Source organism: Neisseria sicca (assembly GCF_014054945.1).
GTDB classification, from domain to species: Bacteria; Pseudomonadota; Gammaproteobacteria; order Burkholderiales; family Neisseriaceae; genus Neisseria; species Neisseria sicca.
Genome location: NZ_CP059566.1, coordinates 1,200,590 through 1,217,881, shown reverse-complemented (window position 1 = coordinate 1,217,881; position 17,292 = coordinate 1,200,590). Strand labels below are relative to the sequence as shown.

At 46.6% G+C, this 17,292-nt stretch carries 12 protein-coding genes; 9 read left to right on the top strand and 3 right to left on the bottom strand.

Annotated features, from left to right (window positions below; translation table 11 throughout):
• Positions 1–127 precede the first annotated feature (127 nt).
• From tssK to H3L95_RS05880, 6 genes are all read left to right on the top strand, one after another.
• Positions 128–1,474, top strand: a complete 1,347-nt coding sequence (tssK, locus tag H3L95_RS05905) for a type VI secretion system baseplate subunit TssK (protein WP_003760098.1) — start codon at positions 128–130, stop codon at positions 1,472–1,474.
• Position 1,475: 1 nt separating this feature from the next.
• Positions 1,476–2,135 (top strand): DotU family type IV/VI secretion system protein, encoded by a 660-nt coding sequence (locus H3L95_RS05900; protein WP_003760095.1) that lies wholly within the window; start codon positions 1,476–1,478, stop codon positions 2,133–2,135.
• A gap of 18 nt (positions 2,136–2,153) precedes the next feature.
• Positions 2,154–3,794 carry an OmpA family protein gene (locus H3L95_RS05895; RefSeq protein WP_003760093.1) on the top strand — a complete coding sequence of 547 codons (1,641 nt, stop codon included), beginning with the start codon at positions 2,154–2,156 and terminating at the stop codon, positions 3,792–3,794.
• 71 nt (positions 3,795–3,865) lie between these two features.
• Positions 3,866–4,354 carry an Hcp family type VI secretion system effector gene (locus tag H3L95_RS05890; RefSeq protein WP_003760091.1) on the top strand — a complete coding sequence of 163 codons (489 nt, stop codon included), beginning with the start codon at positions 3,866–3,868 and terminating at the stop codon, positions 4,352–4,354.
• Positions 4,355–4,425: 71 nt separating this feature from the next.
• A complete protein-coding gene (gene tssH, locus H3L95_RS05885) occupies positions 4,426–7,245 on the top strand; it encodes a type VI secretion system ATPase TssH (protein ID WP_040668831.1) in 2,820 nt (939 codons plus the stop codon).
• A 587-nt stretch (positions 7,246–7,832) separates the two neighbouring features.
• Positions 7,833–8,051: an HP1242/YdcH family protein gene (locus tag H3L95_RS05880; RefSeq protein ID WP_003760086.1), complete on the top strand. Its 219-nt coding sequence runs from the start codon at positions 7,833–7,835 to the stop codon at positions 8,049–8,051.
• Between the two features lie 194 nt (positions 8,052–8,245).
• On the opposite strand, the gene recB is transcribed toward H3L95_RS05880, so the two are convergent.
• The 3 genes from recB to H3L95_RS05865 all read right to left on the bottom strand — a co-directional run bounded on the left by recB (position 8,246) and on the right by H3L95_RS05865 (position 14,807).
• On the bottom strand, positions 8,246–11,887 hold the full coding sequence (gene recB, locus H3L95_RS05875; RefSeq protein WP_003760084.1) for an exodeoxyribonuclease V subunit beta: 3,642 nt from the start codon (positions 11,885–11,887) through the stop codon (positions 8,246–8,248).
• A 222-nt stretch (positions 11,888–12,109) separates the two neighbouring features.
• Positions 12,110–14,122 (bottom strand): ATP-dependent zinc metalloprotease FtsH, encoded by a 2,013-nt coding sequence (gene ftsH, locus H3L95_RS05870; protein ID WP_182096235.1) that lies wholly within the window; start codon positions 14,120–14,122, stop codon positions 12,110–12,112.
• 64 nt (positions 14,123–14,186) lie between these two features.
• Positions 14,187–14,807: an RlmE family RNA methyltransferase gene (locus H3L95_RS05865; protein ID WP_003762741.1), complete on the bottom strand. Its 621-nt coding sequence runs from the start codon at positions 14,805–14,807 to the stop codon at positions 14,187–14,189.
• A gap of 108 nt (positions 14,808–14,915) precedes the next feature.
• Here H3L95_RS05865 and yhbY point away from each other — a divergent pair, with 108 nt between their 5' ends.
• The 3 genes from yhbY (at position 14,916) to H3L95_RS05850 (ending at position 17,256) form a co-directional block, all read left to right on the top strand.
• On the top strand, positions 14,916–15,200 hold the full coding sequence (yhbY, locus tag H3L95_RS05860; protein WP_003760073.1) for a ribosome assembly RNA-binding protein YhbY: 285 nt from the start codon (positions 14,916–14,918) through the stop codon (positions 15,198–15,200).
• 204 nt (positions 15,201–15,404) lie between these two features.
• Positions 15,405–15,671: a hypothetical protein gene (locus H3L95_RS05855; RefSeq protein WP_003760069.1), complete on the top strand. Its 267-nt coding sequence runs from the start codon at positions 15,405–15,407 to the stop codon at positions 15,669–15,671.
• 295 nt (positions 15,672–15,966) lie between these two features.
• Positions 15,967–17,256 carry a CAP domain-containing protein gene (locus H3L95_RS05850; protein WP_003760067.1) on the top strand — a complete coding sequence of 430 codons (1,290 nt, stop codon included), beginning with the start codon at positions 15,967–15,969 and terminating at the stop codon, positions 17,254–17,256.
• The last annotated feature ends 36 nt before the right edge of the window (positions 17,257–17,292 follow it).

Genomic DNA, 17,292 nt, shown 5'->3' with positions numbered 1-17,292 from the left:
TCGTTTCAAATGAAATATAAATACTAAATTTGGATATATTTCTATCTAAATAGTATAAATGTTAGGTATACTGTTGTCTATTGCATTCAAAATTTATCTGACAAAAGGTATTTAAAAGGTATAAACAGTGAAATTTCATAAACCATTATGGGAAGAGGGTGTCTTGCTCTCTCCTCAGCACTTCCAACAACAAAACGTTTTTAATAGTTACATTTATGCAACAGTAATAAAATTGATGGGTGAATTCAAGTGGGGATGTTTTCGTTGCGAGTTCGACCAGCAGACGCTTGAATTAGGAAAAATTAAATTGGATGAGCTTCAGGCCTGCCTGCCGGACGGAACTCTAATCGACTTGCAGTCGGGCAGTGGCTCTGTTGAAGTTCGTGATATTAATAGCCTGCCTATGAGAGCGCGAAATACAGTGCTGTTGGCTCTCCCGGTTTATCAAGCGCATGTACCGAATTTGGTGGATGAAAACGGGGCTGGAAATACCCCCAGAAGGTTTGTGAAAAAGTTCGAGCAAGTTGAGGATTTATTTTCCGCTGAGGAGGCAGAACTTGCCGTTGAGCAATTAAATTTACAAATTCGTTTTGATTTCGAGGATAATGACGATTACATTACATGCCCTATCGGCGTAGTGGAAAAAAACGAGAATGGGGCATTGATTTGGTCTAAAGACTACATCCCTCCATTATTGTCGATTACAGGTTCGGAAGTTTTACTTTCATGTCTGAATAGAATCACTTTGCTGGTGTTGTCCCGTATAGATAACTTATCTGCCCGCCGTCGGGCGCGTAGTGAAAATACGGTCGATTTTTCTGTGTCTGACTCGACCTTGTTCTGGTTCTTGCACGGATTAAATACGATTTATCCTGAATTGAAACATTTGAATGATTATCCGCAGCAACATCCAGAGGAGCTTTATAAGCTCTTGGTTCGTTTACTTGGTATGTTGTACACATTCAGGGTGAGTGAATCAGTTAATGAAATGGAGCCATACGATCATTTTGATCTGTTTGGAACCTTCAACCGTTTGGAGTTGAAAATCCGCAGTCTGTTAGATGAAGTCATTCCATCGCCTGTCATCGAATTGTCGTTAGAACATACAAAATCTACACATTGGCGAGCTCAGATATTTGACAGCAGAATTGATGATAATGCGGAGTTTTATATCTCGGCACATTCTGATTCCGTTGTTTTTGCTGAATTGCAGAAGCAATTGCCATTGGTTAGCAAAATTGGTGCACCTGAAGACGTGGAACGCGTTATCAATACGGCAGTAATGGGAGTGCCTTTGCAGTTGTTGAATCAAACCCCTCCTGGTTTGCCGTTCCGAATGGATAATGTTTACTTCAGATTAGACAAACGGCATGTGGCATTTTCAAGAATGATGCAATCGCAGGTATGTAGTATTTACGTTCCAACATCTATACCCAATTTACATTTAAGCTTATTTGCAGTAGTGAGTATTTAATATGAACCATAATCCATTGATTCGAAGTGAATTAAGAGATACTGCTTTGACCGTATCCGCATTATCGGCAGGTTTTAGTCCCGAGCATGCCTCAACATGGTATGAGTATGGCAAAACTTTGGTAGAGAATTTAAGAAAAAATTTAGCAAACTCTGGTCGTAGTGCAGAGGAGATTGAAGAGATTTCTTATGCGCAGTGTGCGCTTTTGGATGAGGTTGCACTGCAGAATCTGCAAGGAAGTGATCGAGAAGTGTGGGAAATGAATCCCATGCAAGTACATTTCTTCCAATCATACAATGCGGGCGATGTATTGTGCGACAAAATTGAAAAGCTGTGCAAAACAGGCAGTGCCAATTCTTTGATCGCCGAGGCATATTTGAGTGTAATCAATTTGGGCTTCAAGGGACGTTATATTTTAGATGAAATGGCTCTTCAAAATTCACAAAATAGCTTGAAAAAAATGGTTGCCGGGTTGTCTAGCAATGCGGTAACTCAAGATGGGCAAATATTCTATGTCGATCGTAAAAGCATGCCTCTTAAGAGTTTGCTGACGATTAGTCCGATATGGGTATTTATCTGTTGTTCTGTTATTGCAGTAGTAGCTTATTTTGCATTTGGATACTATCTGGATACTTTGGTTGAACAAACTCAAGCATTATAAATTTAGAGTAATTTCATAATGACTTATCAAAAGCTCTCGTCTTTCATTATTTTTATAGTAGTTGAGCTTATACTGTTTTATGTATTAGCAATATATTGGCAAGCTAGTTGGATGCTGAAAGGCGGTATTCTAGCTTTGTCAATTGTTGCTATATTTTGTGCTTGGTTAATCAGGCAGCGTAAGAACAAGGAAAATATCAGTATTGGTTCAGAAGTTTGGCAGCAAATTGCGACAGAATTAAATAATACTGGATTTACTGGGCGTTACGTTTTGCGTATGCCTGATTCTGCAGTGAAGATGTCGAATTTAGTCGAGAGGTATGATGACACAGTATATATAAATATTTTTAATCCAGAACATTTATACACTGTAGTTTGGAATCTGCTTCAGAATATAGCCCGTAAACAAATCTCACTCAGCATAGAGCTGGTGTTGTCTCCCGCCATAAATGCCGATGTATCTATGGTTATGCGGGGGTGGTTGCGCAATATATTGTTTTTGCAGAAAAAAATGGGTATATCTGTACCTGTAAGTTTTGTTATTCGTGCTCCCTTTCTTTTCAAAGAGTCTTCAGATAAAAGAGAGCTATTTTTTGCCTTAAAAACACAGGGCAGATGGAATGTATTAAATATTAATCAGTTTTTTACTGATTTTAAAGAAAGTCTGTCTATTGAGTTTTTACAGCAAAATAAACAATCAAACGGTTGTCAATATATATGGCTGATCGAGGCACTCAATTGCGTCGAAGAGCAATTGTTGAATCGTACAGACGGGGGGTGGGAATATGTCGATGTACGCAGCTTAAGCGTAGTTGACGATGGAGACTGCCAAGCTAAATCAGTATGGGCAACTTATATTTCTAAGAATACACAAGGGTTAATCCATTCTTTTAATAATTATCAAGGTAATCAATTTCAATATATTCATACCGAATTGTCAGATAAATATACCGTTTATCATAAAAATCATGCTATTGATATACTTTTTAAAGTATTATCTGTTTGTGCATTAGGTTTTTTATCTGCTTCGTTTTTCTCTATGAAAAACAATAGCCGTTTAATAGAACAAATCAGCCGGCATATAGAAAATGTTCGGTCTGAGGCAAATTCAAATGAGCGGCAACAACATTTGGTATTGCTAAAGCAGGATTTGCAATTGCTTGAGAAATACCGTGATGAGGGTGTACCAGCACATTTAGGATTAGGGTTATATCGTGCGGATTTATATATTCCAAAGTTAAAAGCCTTAATGCCGAAAGATCCTCCACCTCCAAAACCGATAAAACCGGAACCTGTGAAACCTGTAGTTATTACTTTAGACAGCTTGGCTTTGTTTGAAACAGGTCAGTTTGAACTAAAAAATAATGCCAATAAAGCATTGATTGGTGCATTAAAAGCAATTGAGTCACATCCTGATACACGAATTTTAGTTGAAGGACATACTGATAATGTTGGAAATCCTGTTTCTAATCAGCAGTTATCAGAAAAGCGTGCTCAATCGGTCAAAGATTGGTTGGTTATCTCTTCTAATGTCCCGGAGAGTCGGTTTGAAGTTAAAGGATTGGGTGATACCAAGCCTATTGCAGATAATCAGACGGAAGAAGGTAAGGCCAAAAACCGTAGGGTTGAGATCATACTGATTCCGGCTGTAAAACAGTAAATTTAATGCAGCACAAGTTGCTTTAAGCCTCACAACTTAAGGCGTTTTCAATAAAACTAAGGAGTAAAAATATGGCAATTCCTGCTTATATGTGGTTGAAAGACGACGGCGGTTCCGTTATTAAAGGTTCTGTTGACGTCAATGGTCGCGAAGACAGCGTTGAAATCGTTGAGTTTCTGCACAATGTCCGTATTCCTACGGATGCCAATACTGGCAAACTGACAGGTACTCGCGTTCACGAACCTATCGTATTGTTTAAAGAATACGATGCTTCTTCACCATACCTGTACAAAGCAGTAACAACTGGTCAAACTTTGAAAGAAGTAGAAATCAAGTGGTACCAAATTGACGCTTCCGGTCAAGAGAAAGAGTATTTCAATACCAAACTGGACAACGTTAAAGTTGTAGCAGTAGGTCCTGTAATGCACAACATCAAAGATCCTGCTCGCGAACGTTACAATCACTTGGAACGCGTTGAATTGCGTTACGAAAAAATCACTTGGACTTATAAAGACGGAAACATCATTCATTCCGACAGCTGGAACGAAAGCCGCGCTTAATAATCCACATAAAGTGCTGCCTGATAAAGGTAGCACTTTTTTATAACACATTTTTACATCAGGGATATCAAATGTCTGCACATGATCAAGCATTATTATTACGTCGTCTGAACACGCATTGTCAGCAGGCGATGGAAGCTGCAGCCGGCTTATGTCAAACACGAGGTCATGCCGAAATTACGGTTGACCATTTATTTATCAAATTGTTCGAACTAGGGGATGGAGACGTTAATGCCTTATTGAGGCGTTACGAAATTGATTTAGAAAATATTTGGAATCCTTTGTTGAGTACGATGGACAAACTTCCACGCAATGTTCGTGGTAATCCTTCTTTGTCTAAATCATTGATTAGTTTATTGTCGGATGCATGGTTGTTGGCAAGTGACGAAGGTGCATCTGAAATCCGTTCGGCTTTCCTATATCAGGCATTGCTGAAATCTCCTTACCGTCTGATGACGCAGGAAGCATGGCCCTTATTAAGCCTGACTGAAACACAGATAGGTCGTCTGAAAACTTGGTTGGACGAAGTTTCTATCGAAGGTGAGAATAATACATTTGCGCAGCCGGCTTCAGAAGAAGGTCAGCATACAGTTTCAGCGGAATCTAAACCCCAACAAACCGCTACAGCAGGACAAAACGATGCGCTTGCACGTTTTACCGTCAATTTGACTGAAAAAGCCGCTCAGGGCGGTATTGACCCTGTATTTGGACGTGAAACTGAAATCCGTCAAATGATGGATATTTTATCGCGTCGCCGTAAGAACAACCCTATTTTGGTTGGCGAACCGGGTGTCGGTAAAACTGCATTGGTAGAAGGTCTGGCATTGAAAATCGCTTCAGGCGAGGTGCCTAAGATATTGGAAAACACCCAAGTATTGGTGTTGGACTTAGGTCTTCTGCAAGCGGGTGCAGGGGTGAAAGGCGAATTTGAACAACGCCTGCGCAATGTTATCGAGGCTGTTCAGAATTCTGAAGAACCCGTTTTATTATTCATCGACGAAGCGCATACGTTAATCGGTGCCGGAAACAGCGCGGGCGGCGCGGATGCAGCCAACCTCTTAAAACCGGCTTTGGCGCGGGGTGAATTGCGTACCATCGCAGCGACAACCTGGAGCGAATACAAACAATACTTTGAAAAAGACGCCGCGTTGGAACGCCGTTTCCAAATGGTCAAGGTTGACGAACCCGATGATGAGGCTGCATTCACCATGCTCCGCGGTTTGAAGCAACGTTATGCCGCTTACCATAAAGTCCATATTCAGGACTCCGCCGTCATCGCAGCCGTACAACTTTCCCGAAAATATATTACCGGCCGCCAACTGCCGGACAAAGCCGTAGATTTGTTGGATACGGCAGCCGCACGCGTCCGCATGAGTTTGGATACCGTGCCTCATATTTTCGGTTTGATGGATGCCCAAATTTCTTCACTGCAACGCGAGCTGGAGGCATTGGATGCCGACAAGCAATTAGGTCGTCTGAATGCTTCGCAGCAAGATAACATTCGACAAGTTGAGCAAGAGATTGCCCAATTGAATGAAGAGCGCGAAGAAATGAACCGCCGATATCAGGAAGAAAAACAATTGGCGGATGAAATCCAATCCTTGATGGAAGCTGCCAAGAATACAGAATTGACTTCTGAAGAGCGACAAGCCGCGCAACACAGCCTGACCGAGAAACAGCAACAGCTTGATGCCGTTGTCGCCGGTAAACCGTTGATTTTCACCAGCGTTGATGAGACCGTAATCGCCGATATTATTGCCGATTGGACGGGCGTCCCCGCAGGCAGCGTCCTCAAAGACGAACTGGCAAACCTGCTGCAACTGGAAAGCCTGCTTGAGAAACGCGTGGTTGGGCAAAGTGAAGCCATTCATGCTATCGCGCAAAGTTTGAGAGCCGCTAAAGCAGGTTTGAAAACCAACGATTCCCCATTGGGCGTATTCCTGTTGAGCGGTCCGTCCGGCGTAGGTAAAACAGAAACGGCGCTGGCTTTGGCAGATGCGCTGTTCGGCGGCGAAAAATCGCTGATTACCATCAACCTGTCCGAATACCGCGAAGCGCATACCGTTTCCCAACTCAAAGGCTCGCCTCCGGGTTATGTCGGTTATGGCGAAGGCGGCGTTTTGACCGAAGCAGTACGTCAAAAACCTTACAGCGTCGTATTATTGGACGAAGTTGAGAAAGCCCATAAAGACATTCTCAACCTCTTCTACCAAGTTTTCGACAAAGGCATGATGCGTGACGGCGAAGGTCGGGAAATCGATTTCAAAAATACCGTTATCCTGATGACGTCAAACTTGGGTGCGAACGAATTGACCCAATTGCTGCAACCGCAAGAGCCTGAAAAAACAGAAGAAGCTGTTGCAGAAGAGGGTAAAGAGCAAAACGCGCAAGAGCAGATTGTGGACACTGAAGTCGAACTTTCTGCACAAATGCCGGATGGCTCGTCTGAAAACGCCTGCGTTTCAGACGACCCTGTTGAAACCGATGAAACGCCTGAATTCAGTCTGGAAGAGTTGGCAGAAGCGATTCGTCCGATACTGACAGACCATTTCCAAGCTGCTCTGTTGGCGCGTATGCAGGTTGTTCCTTATCGTCCGTTGGAAAAAGAGGCATTGGCTCAAATCGTCAGACTGAAGCTGGACAAAATTGCTGACCGACTGTACGAAGCCCATCAAACACGCCTCAGTTACAGCGAAGATTTTGCAGCGCTTCTGGCTGATTCTTGCACTACCGGCGACAGCGGCGCACGCAATATCGACCATTTGCTCAACCGCCAAGTCATGCCTGCTATCGCGCAAAGCTTTTTGCAATGGCAGCAAACCGCAGGGCATATGCCTGAACATGCAAAATTGGAGTTGGGCGAAGATGGTATAGACGTTTTATTTGAATAATGGGAAGAGAATAGGTCGTCTGAAATCATTATGTTGTTCAGACGATCTTCATTAATCTTTCACTTTATTGATAACGCATCTCAATAGCCATTAGAAAGGTCGTCTGAAAAAAAGCTTTTCTTAGTTCAGACGACTTTTTATAGCTAACGTATTATTGAAACCCATTATATAGTGGATTAACTTTAAATCAGGACAAGACGACGAAGCCGTAGACAGTACAGATAGTACGGAACCGATTCACTTGGTGCTTCAGCACCTTAGAGAATCGTTCTCTTTGAGCTAAGGCGAGGCAACGCCGTCCTGGTTTAAAGTTAATCCACTATATTTGGATTGCGGCTTAATCGGGTTTTATGCAGTGTATTGATAAATATTGAGAAAATAATGTCTTGTTACTTTCTTTATATTGTGTCAAAACACGGATATTTAAAAGCTGTTCTACGAACGAATGGGTTTGATATCGCTCAGACTCAGCCTGATAAAAAAGGCTGAATAAAAGCGATAGCTTTGTTATAATGAAACTATAGAGATTTCCATCAGTTTCTTGGCATTGCGCCGTTTTATCCATATTAACGAAAGAGGAAAACAAAATGTTTCCAGAATATCGCGATTTAATTTCAAAATTAAAACAAGAAGATGCGCATTTTGCACGATTGTTTGACGAGCATAACGAGCTGGATGACAAAATTACCGGTTTGGTAAACAACCCTGTTACCAGCGGCTCTGAAGAAATCGAAGAGCTGAAAAAAGCTAAATTGAAACTGAAAGACGAGTTGTACGCTCTTCTGCAAAAAGCAGCAGGCAAATAATTCGAGTTTCTCAGGTCGTCTGAAACCGATATCGGGATTTCAGACGACCTTTTTGTTTGCGGATGAAACGTAGGACGGGATAAGGCAAGGGAAGTACAGACAATAAACAGGTGCTGGTTTATTGCATGAATACAAAGAAAAGGTCGTCTGAAAACGCTTGCGCGTATATTTTCAGACGACCTTTTTCATTCCATTTACAGCCATTGCGCCAAGGATTCGGTATCCAAGTCCCATTGCCAGACGCCGTTGTCCGTGCCGTCCAATCCGCGCAGGAAGAGGTATCGGATGGCGATTTTGGGTAACGGCTTGCCGCGCAGTTTGAAATAGCGGGCTACGGCGATGGCGTAGATGAGCGCTTGCAGGTAGTAGTGGTGGTCTTCTACGGCTTCGTTCATGGCTTGTTGCGTATAGGCTTCGGCGCTGTCGCCCAGATGGTTGGATTTGTAGTCGATGATGCATACGAGGTCGTCTAAATCTTGGCAGACCATGTCGATGAAGCCATTGAGAAAACCTTGTACATCTTGGAAATCCAATCTTTCTGCGGCTTCGATACATTCCGGCGGCAGGGAACTGTTTTCGCGGGCAAACCAGCGGCGCAGGTCATGGAGTTTGAAGTCTTCGGTGTAGAGGGTAAATCCCATTTCCGGAAGGCGGCGTTCGGGTGGGATTTCAGACAGGCTTTGTGCAGCAAGGCGCGTTTTGCGGCAGGTGTCGAGTATTTGTTTGACGGCATCTGTCCAAAGCAGGTCGAAGCCGTAGCGGGTCAAGGTTTCGGCTATCAGGTTGCTTTGATTTTCGGCGCTTTGGGCAAAGTCGAATTTTTCCAACATTTCATGCAGGCAGACGCCGGCGTTGGCGCCGCGCGGGAAATGGTGGATGTCGGCATTTGGGAGGTCGTCTGAAACGGAGAGGGCGGTTTCAGACGACCTTTCTGTTTCGGCGGCGGTTTCTGCGGGATCGAGTGCGGGTTGTAATTCTTCGCGTTCGTCGTCTCGGGTTTTGACTTGGCGGCTGAGGCCGGTAAAGCTGGTATGCCGGATGAACTGAAATCCGCGTGCAGGGATAACGGCGGCTTGATAGAGGTCGTCTGAAAGATGGCGGTTTTGCGCGGCAGCAGGTTGCGGCGCGTCTTCGGAAAAGCTGAAGTCGGTATGTTCGGGGGGATTGTTGAGGAAACGCAGCCAGTTGTTTTTCAGCATTTGCAGCTCGCCTAGGGCTTTGTTTGCTTTGCGTTCTTGGTCATAGGCCTGACGGGTATCCGCCCGATTGCTGTCGGCGCTGCCTTCAAGCAGGTAGGCAAAAGGGGAATCGGCGGTATCGCCGCAATGGGCGGCATAAAGGATGAGCTGCTCTTCGGCACGGGTCAGCGCGACGTACAGCAGGCGCAGGCGTTCCGCCATTTCTTCGTCGGCAAGGTGGATGCAGTCTTCTTCGTTGAGTTGCGATTTGGCAAGCAGTTCCGTGGTGTGGTCGGCGGTGTGGAGGATTTGCCAATCGGCGGGCTTCATGTCTTTCGCGTCCCAAACGAAAGGGCAATAGACCAAAGGATATTGCAAACCTTTGGAGGCATGCATGGTAACGATTTTGACCAGTGCTTCGTCGCTTTCAAGCCGTAACAGTCCTGATTCGCCGACAGAGCGGTCTTGCGCCAGGCTGATTTGCTCGTTGAGCCATTGATGTAGGGCGGCGCGGCTGAGGCTTTGTCCCTCTTCTTCGGAGAGGCACTCTAAAAGCTGATGGAAATTGGTGAGGCCGCGCTCGTCGCCGCGTGCAAGTAATCCGGTTTCGATGCCGTGCAACGAGGAGAAGTGTTGCAGCGCGGCATAAATCCCGCTTTTCCGCCAAATGGCAACGGATTCGGCGGAGGTGTTTATCCAGTTTAATAATTCGGCTTCGTTGCGGTTGAGTTGATACAGGGCTTGCGCGTCGTAGCCGAACAATGTGCCGGATAAGACAAAGCGCAGCGAGCCGATTTGTCCGGGATTGAGCCAATAATCTAAAAGCGCGGCAAGGGCGAGGGCTTCCGGCGTGGTGAAAACCGACTCTCGCGACAGCAAAACGCTTTGTATGCCGCGCGTTTTCAATGCTTTTGCCACCATCACGCCTTCGTTAAACGTCCTGACCAAGACGGCAATGTCGCCCGAAACGACCGGTCTGCCTTTGAATTTCAGACGACCTTCGGCAGCTTCGTTGAGCGTGTGGGCGATTTCGTCGGCGCAATATTCGGAGGCACGGCGGCGCAAGATGTCTTTGTTGAGCACTTCGTCGTCTTTGCCGTTGAGCCAGCGTATCTGTATGGCGGTTTGGGGCGGCGAAAGCCGGCTTTCGGAACGTGCGGCGCCGACTTCGGTATAGTCTATGCCGTCCAAGACGAAAGGGCGGTTTTTGCAGCGGAACAATGCGCCTATGCCGTTAATCAGCTTGGCATGGCTGCGGTAATTGGTCGCCAGCGTGTAGCTGTGTTGCGCGTCGGCGGCGGCTTGCAGATAGGCGTAAATGTCGGCGCCGCGAAAGCTGTAAATGGCTTGTTTCGGGTCGCCGACTAAGAATAAAGGCTTGTTTTGGCTGATGAAGATTTTTCGGAAAATCTCGTATTGTAACGGGTCGGTGTCTTGAAATTCGTCAATCAAGGCGATGCGCCAGTTTTGCGCTACCGCCTGAGCCAGTGAGTCGGCCTGCGGGTTGTCGGTTAATGCGTCATAAACATCAAGCAGCAAATCGTCGAAACCGCGTTCGCGCTTGGATTTTTTCTGTTCGCTCAGGCTGGCGTTAAGATGGTCGAGCAGGTCGAGGTGGAGCAGGGTAAGCGTCTCTTCTTCGGCTTGCGCGATGGCAGCCGAATCCGCGCCGAGATTCGCCAATATCTGCAAATCGGCAAAGGCGGCAGCATCGGGAGTATTGCCTTTTTTGACTTTGGACGCTAAAGCTTCTACGGCAAACATGGGCAGCTTTTCTGCCGTCGTCTTGCCAAAAGAAGGAAGGGCATCGGATTGGGAGGCGGATTGGAGTTCGAGAAAGACGGTCTTGAATGTTTTTTCTTGATAGGATTGCCCGTTTAATATCGGACGGATGCGCCAGAATGTTTCTTCCAAAGCGTCCAGTTTGGAACGCACTTTTTCCCATGTTTTCCGAAAGTTTTCCTGTGCGGCGATTAAGTCTGCTTCGGGTCGTCTGAAAACCAAATACGGACGGCTGACGAACTTTTGTATTGCCGCCAGCATGGTTTGCGGCGTTTGGCGGCGTTGAAATACCAGCTTCGCCAAAACGGGATGATTGACGATGCGGTCGCGCCAAAAATCTTGAGCGGGAATCAGCAGGCGGTCGCGGTTGTCTTCGGTCAACTCGACATCCATAGGCGCGTGGCACAAAAACGCATAATCGCGCAAAATGCGTTGGCAGAAGCCGTGAATGGTATAAATCGCGGCGTTGTCGAATTGCCCGATGGCAGCCTTGAGGCGGACAATCAGCCGCGCCCGACTTTCTTGAGCCAATGCCTGTTTGAGCAAACCGGTCAGAAACACATCGCCCGGATGATTGTCTCGGCAATATGCTTCAAGATCGTCTGAAAGATTGTCCGTATCCTCCACGCTCTCCAAAGCATGCAATACTTCGTCCAAACGTGCGCGCAAACGGGTTTTCAATTCCGCTGTCGCCGCCTTGGTAAAAGTAACGGTCAAAATGCTTTCGACCGGCATCTGTTCAAGCACGACCAAACGTGTGAACAAAGCCGCAATGCCGTAGGTTTTGCCCGTGCCGGCAGAGGCTTCAATCAGATTGGTACCTGCTATGGGGATGCTTAGGGGATCGAAGGCTGGAATGGAGGCGTTGGCGGGCATGATAAAAGGAGGGAAGTACAGACAGAAGGCGTAATCATAGCAGAGGTCGTCTGAAAACGGTGGGGAGCTTGGGGGTGAAAACGGGCTTTGGCTTGGTTGTATGGCAGGCTTGCGATTTTCGGTTGTGTTTCGTTAGAGTTAATCGAAGATATCAACCGTAGAAATGAGGTGTGGAAAATAATAAAAACGGCAGCTTGTAGGCTGCCGTTTTCTTTTGTTCGATTAAGCTTGATCTTCAGGTTTATCAGATGACTCTTGGGTTTTATCAGATGGCGCTTGAGCGGTTTCTGATGACTCTTGAGCGGTTTCTGTGGAAGCAGGTTCATGCTGACTGACTGCTTCCGGAGCTTGCGTTACCGCTTCGGTTTCAGATTGTTCCGGATTGTCCTGCCGCAGATTGTGACTGTAGTCTTTAGGCGGGCTGGGTTGCTTACCTGCCATAATTTCCAGCACTTGGTCGCGGTCTATGGTTTCCCAATCCATCAAGGCTTTGCACATCATTTCCATCTTATCGCGGTTTTCATCAAGGATTTTGTAAGCTACTTGATACTGCTCATCCAAGATGCGGCGAATTTCTGCGTCGATTTCTTGTTGGGTTTTTTCGGAAATGTTTTGGGAACGGGTAATGCTGCGTCCCAAGAATACTTCGTCTTCATTTTCCGTATAAACCATTACGCCCATTTTATCGCTCATGCCGTAACGGGTGACCATCTCGCGCGCCATTTGGGTGGCACGTTCAAAATCGTTGGATGCGCCGGTGGAAATACGGCCGATGAAGATGTCTTCGGCAATGCGTCCGCCAAACAGAATCGACAATTGGCTCAGCATTTGGTCTTTATACATGCTGATACGGTCGCGTTCGGGAAGCTGCCAAGTCAAACCGAGCGCACGGCCGCGCGGCATGATGGTCACTTTGTGAACCGGGTCGGTAAACGGCAGGCTTTCGGCAACAATCGCATGACCGGCTTCATGGTAGGCGGTCGCACGTTTTTCGTCTTCGTGCATTACCATGCTGCGGCGTTCGGGACCCATATAGATTTTGTCTTTGGCATCTTCAAAATCGCTTTGGTCGACTTTGATTTTGTTGCGGCGGCCTGCAAATAGGGCGGCTTCATTGACCAAGTTGGCCAAATCCGCACCGGAGAAGCCGGGTGTGCCGCGTGCCAATGATGTCAAATCTACGGATTCGTCCAAAGGTACTTTTTTCGCGTGGACTTTCAGGATTTGCTCGCGACCGCGGATATCGGGCAGCGGAACAACAACCTGACGGTCGAAGCGGCCTGGGCGTTGCAATGCCGGATCCAGTACGTCGGGACGGTTGGTTGCGGCGATGACGATAACGGTATGATTGCTTTCAAAACCGTCCATCTCGACCAAAAGCTGGTTCAAGGTTTGTTCGCGTTCGTCGTTGCTGCCGCCCAAGCCGGCACCGCGTTGACGGCCGACAGCGTCGATTTCGTCAATGAAAATGATACAAGGGGCGTTTTTCTTCGCTTGTTCAAACATATCGCGCACACGGCTTGCACCGACGCCGACGAACATTTCAACAAAGTCGGAGCCTGAAATGCTGAAGAAAGGCACACCGGCTTCGCCTGCGATGGCTTTTGCCAGCAAAGTTTTACCGGTACCCGGGCTGCCTGCCAGCAAAATGCCGTGCGGAACGCGGCCGCCTAAGCTTTGATAGCGGTTGGGGGATTTCAGATAATCGACGATTTCTTGTACTTCTTCTTTTACTTCATCACAACCGGCAACATCGGCAAAGGTAACTTTATTGGTTTCTTTGTCCATCAGGCGGGCGCGGCTTTTACCGAAAGAGAATGCGCCGCCCTTGCCACCGCCGCCGTTCTGCATGCGCATGAAGTAGAACCATGCGCCAATCAGCAGCAATACCGGCAGCAGGCTGAAAACCAGGCTGGTAAAGATACTCGGTTTTTCTTCAGGGATAACGTTGACGCGGACTTTATTGTCCAAAAGCGTTTTGACCAAATTATCGTCTAAAGGCGCATTGGTGAAGAAAGTGGATTTATCGGTACGTTCGCCTTTGATCAGATAGCCGATGATGGCGGAGCCTTCGATTTTGACGTTGCTCACTTCACCGTTGTTTACCTGTTGGATAAATTGAGAGTATTCGATTTGCTGCTTGTTTTCCTGCTTGCTGGTCAGTGCGTTGAACGCAGCCATCAGACCGACGCACAAAGCGACCCATAACAGGATGGACTTAAAGGTATTCCCCACTTAGCCAGACTCCATGATATTAAGATAAACGAAAGGAAGATTTTAAAACACGCTGCCTGTATTGTCAGCGTTTATTTTTTCCTAATAAATAAATCTCACTGGAACGATTGCGTGATGCTTCGGGCTTGCGCGTCTGCACCGTTCCGAAGATTTCGCGCATGGCTGCCATATATTCCTGATAGCCCGCTCCCTGAAATACCTTCACCAAAAAGCTGCCGCCCGTTTTCAAATGATTGACGGCAAAGTCCAAAGCCAGTTCGCACAAGTAAAAGCTGCGGGCTTGGTCGGTTACGGCGTTACCCGACATATTGGGTGCCATATCGCAAATTACAAGGTCTAGTGGGCGGGCGTCCAGCAGGGTTTCAAATTGCGCTAATACTTCGTCCTCCCTGAAGTCGCCCTGAATAAAAGAAACGCCTTCTATTTCATCCATAGGCAGGATATCCAATGCGAACACGCGCCCTGAATTGCCGACCAGTTTTGCCGCTACTTGCGACCAGCTGCCCGGCGCGCTGCCTAAATCCGCCAAAACCGTGCCGGGTTTGATTAATTTGTCTTTTTCGTTGATTTCCAGCAGTTTATATGCGGCGCGGGCACGATAGCCGTCTTTTTGCGCCATGTGGACGTAATGATCGTTGACGTGTTCGTGAAGCCAGGCTTTTGATGATTTTGAACGTACTGCCATAATTTATTTAATGATTTAGAGAAACGCTGTATTGTACGTTATTTTCCCCCGAGATTGCGCCAAATCGCGTACAATGCCGCATTATTCTTTCTTTTCAAGCACTAGAACATGACTGACAATAAATTAAGCACTAAAGAAATTTTGGAATTGAAAGCCCGCGCCCATCACCTTCATCCTGTTGTAATGGTGGGACAGCAAGGTTTGACCGAGTCCGTTATCAAAGAAACCGATGCCGCCCTGACGGCGCATGAGTTAATCAAAGTCCGTGTATTCGGCGACGACCGCGCCGAGCGCGTTGAAATTTGCAATGCGCTGTGCGAAGCCGTTGATGCGCAACTGGTTCAGCATATCGGCAAACTGTTGGTGTTGTGGCGTAAAAACTTGGAGGTTTGATTCTTCAAGAGCATATTCAGACATCTTAAGGACAGATGTACAAAAGGTCGTCTGAAAATATTTATGGCTCTTACCAAGTGTTTTTGTTATGCGCTCGTAAAATCAGGAAAATCGATAAACTCTCTGAGATTGATTACTGTCAATGGGAACATACCCGCAGTTTTTAAAGCTGCGGATTGGCTATACTAACGATAGGAGCACATCATGAAAGCATTATCTGTTGCACTGGTTTTATTGACTTTGGCAGGCTGTCACAATACTTGGAACGGCGTTCGGGAAGATGGTTCACGCATTATCGGGCGTTCTGTCAGCGGTATTGGGCACGGTATCGGTAAGGCAGGTCAGGCATTGGAACGTACCGGCAGCAGAATCGACAACCGCCAACAAGTACAGCCTCAAATGTCCGGACAGAATCAATATCCCTACCCGGCGCAGAACCAATATCCTGAGCAGAATCAATACCAATACTAAGTCTTTTTTAATGCCGACCCCGATTACATGGTTTGTAGTCGGGGTTTTGGTTTTTCAGACGACCTTTATCCTGTATGATTCGGGATTGGCAATGAAATGGGCATATCTTTAGCCGTCTTCTTACTTATAGTGGATTAACTTTAAACCAGTACGGCGTTGCCTCGCCTTAGCTCAAAGAGAACGATTCTCTAAGGTGCTGAAGCACCAAGTGAATCGGTTCCGTACTATCTGTACTGTCTGCGGCTTCGTCGCCTTGTCCTGATTTAAATTTAATCCACTATCTATTTATAACAATATGAAAAATCTCATTTTCTGGCTTGCGCTGTTGGCTGCGGCTTTCGGTTTTTTTTATTATCAGCAAAACCATAGAATTTCTCAGGACGAGCTGATTCATGCTGAGTCGCCGCATGACAGGTCTTCCGTGTCTTCATTCGGCGGATTGGCTTACCTGAATTTTTTGCGTGCAGGCGCGGGGCTGCCGACTTTGGCGCATTCGTCGGTTTTAGAAAAGTCCGCCCGCAATCATGCGCGTTATTTGTTGCAGAACCCTGAAGACGGTCATGACGAACGTCATCGCAGCAATCCGTTTTTTACCGGTTACCGCCCGAATGAACGCGCCCGCAAGGTCGGTTATCTTTATGATGGCGTACATGAAAATATCACCACCGGTTTTTATCCGTATCCTGAAGATATGGATACCAATTTGCCGGTTCAGCAGCAGATTGACGGTTTGATGACCGCTATTTATCACCGCTTCTCTCTGTTGGAACAAGGCATTGATGAAGCCGGTGCGGCATTTGAGCATCGTGATGGGCGGATATCGGTTGCCATCAATCAGGGAAATCATCAGTTTAATTTTTATTGCGGTTTAGGCAGGGTTTATCCTGAACCGGGGCGGCGTTATTATCAGAATGCCTGCAACAACAACGCCGTTGTTTATGCGGACGAAGTCAAGGCGCAACGCGAGTTCTTATATGTCGTTTATCCGCAAGGTGATTTTGCCATGCCGGATTTTCACGGCGAACACCCCGATCCCATGCCGGGACACGAATTTACTGGCAATCCGGTCAGTATCGCTTTTTCGGAATCTGCCGGAAAAATCAAAATGCGGTCGTTCAAGCTTTATCAGGGCAAATCCGAGATAGAGAAGGTTAAGGTGCTGACGGCAAGCAATGATCCGAATCAAACGTTTTCCGATCGTCAATTTGCCTTATTTCCTCTGTTGCCTTTGGAATACGATACCGCGTATCGTGCCGTATTCGAGTATGAGCGCAATGGCAAATCTGAAAAAGCCGAATGGACTTTCCGAACGAAAAAGCCTGATTATCCTTACTTTATCGTTAAAGGCGGAGAAAAATTGGCGGTTGAGTCGGGTAAGAAATATTTCATTCATTGGAAGGATTTTTGGTGTCAGCGGGAATGCGAAGAGTATGTTTACCGCCAACGTGGCAAAGCGAAACTCGAAGTCATGGAGCGTCAGATCGGCGGTATGGTGGTACGGGTTACCGGAGACAAAGGCGATGATGTCCGGTTAACGCCGAAAGAAGAAAATGATAAGGCGGTCTTACTTTATATCTGGCAATAGGCAATCAAGGTCGTCTGAAACCCAAACAGGTTTTCA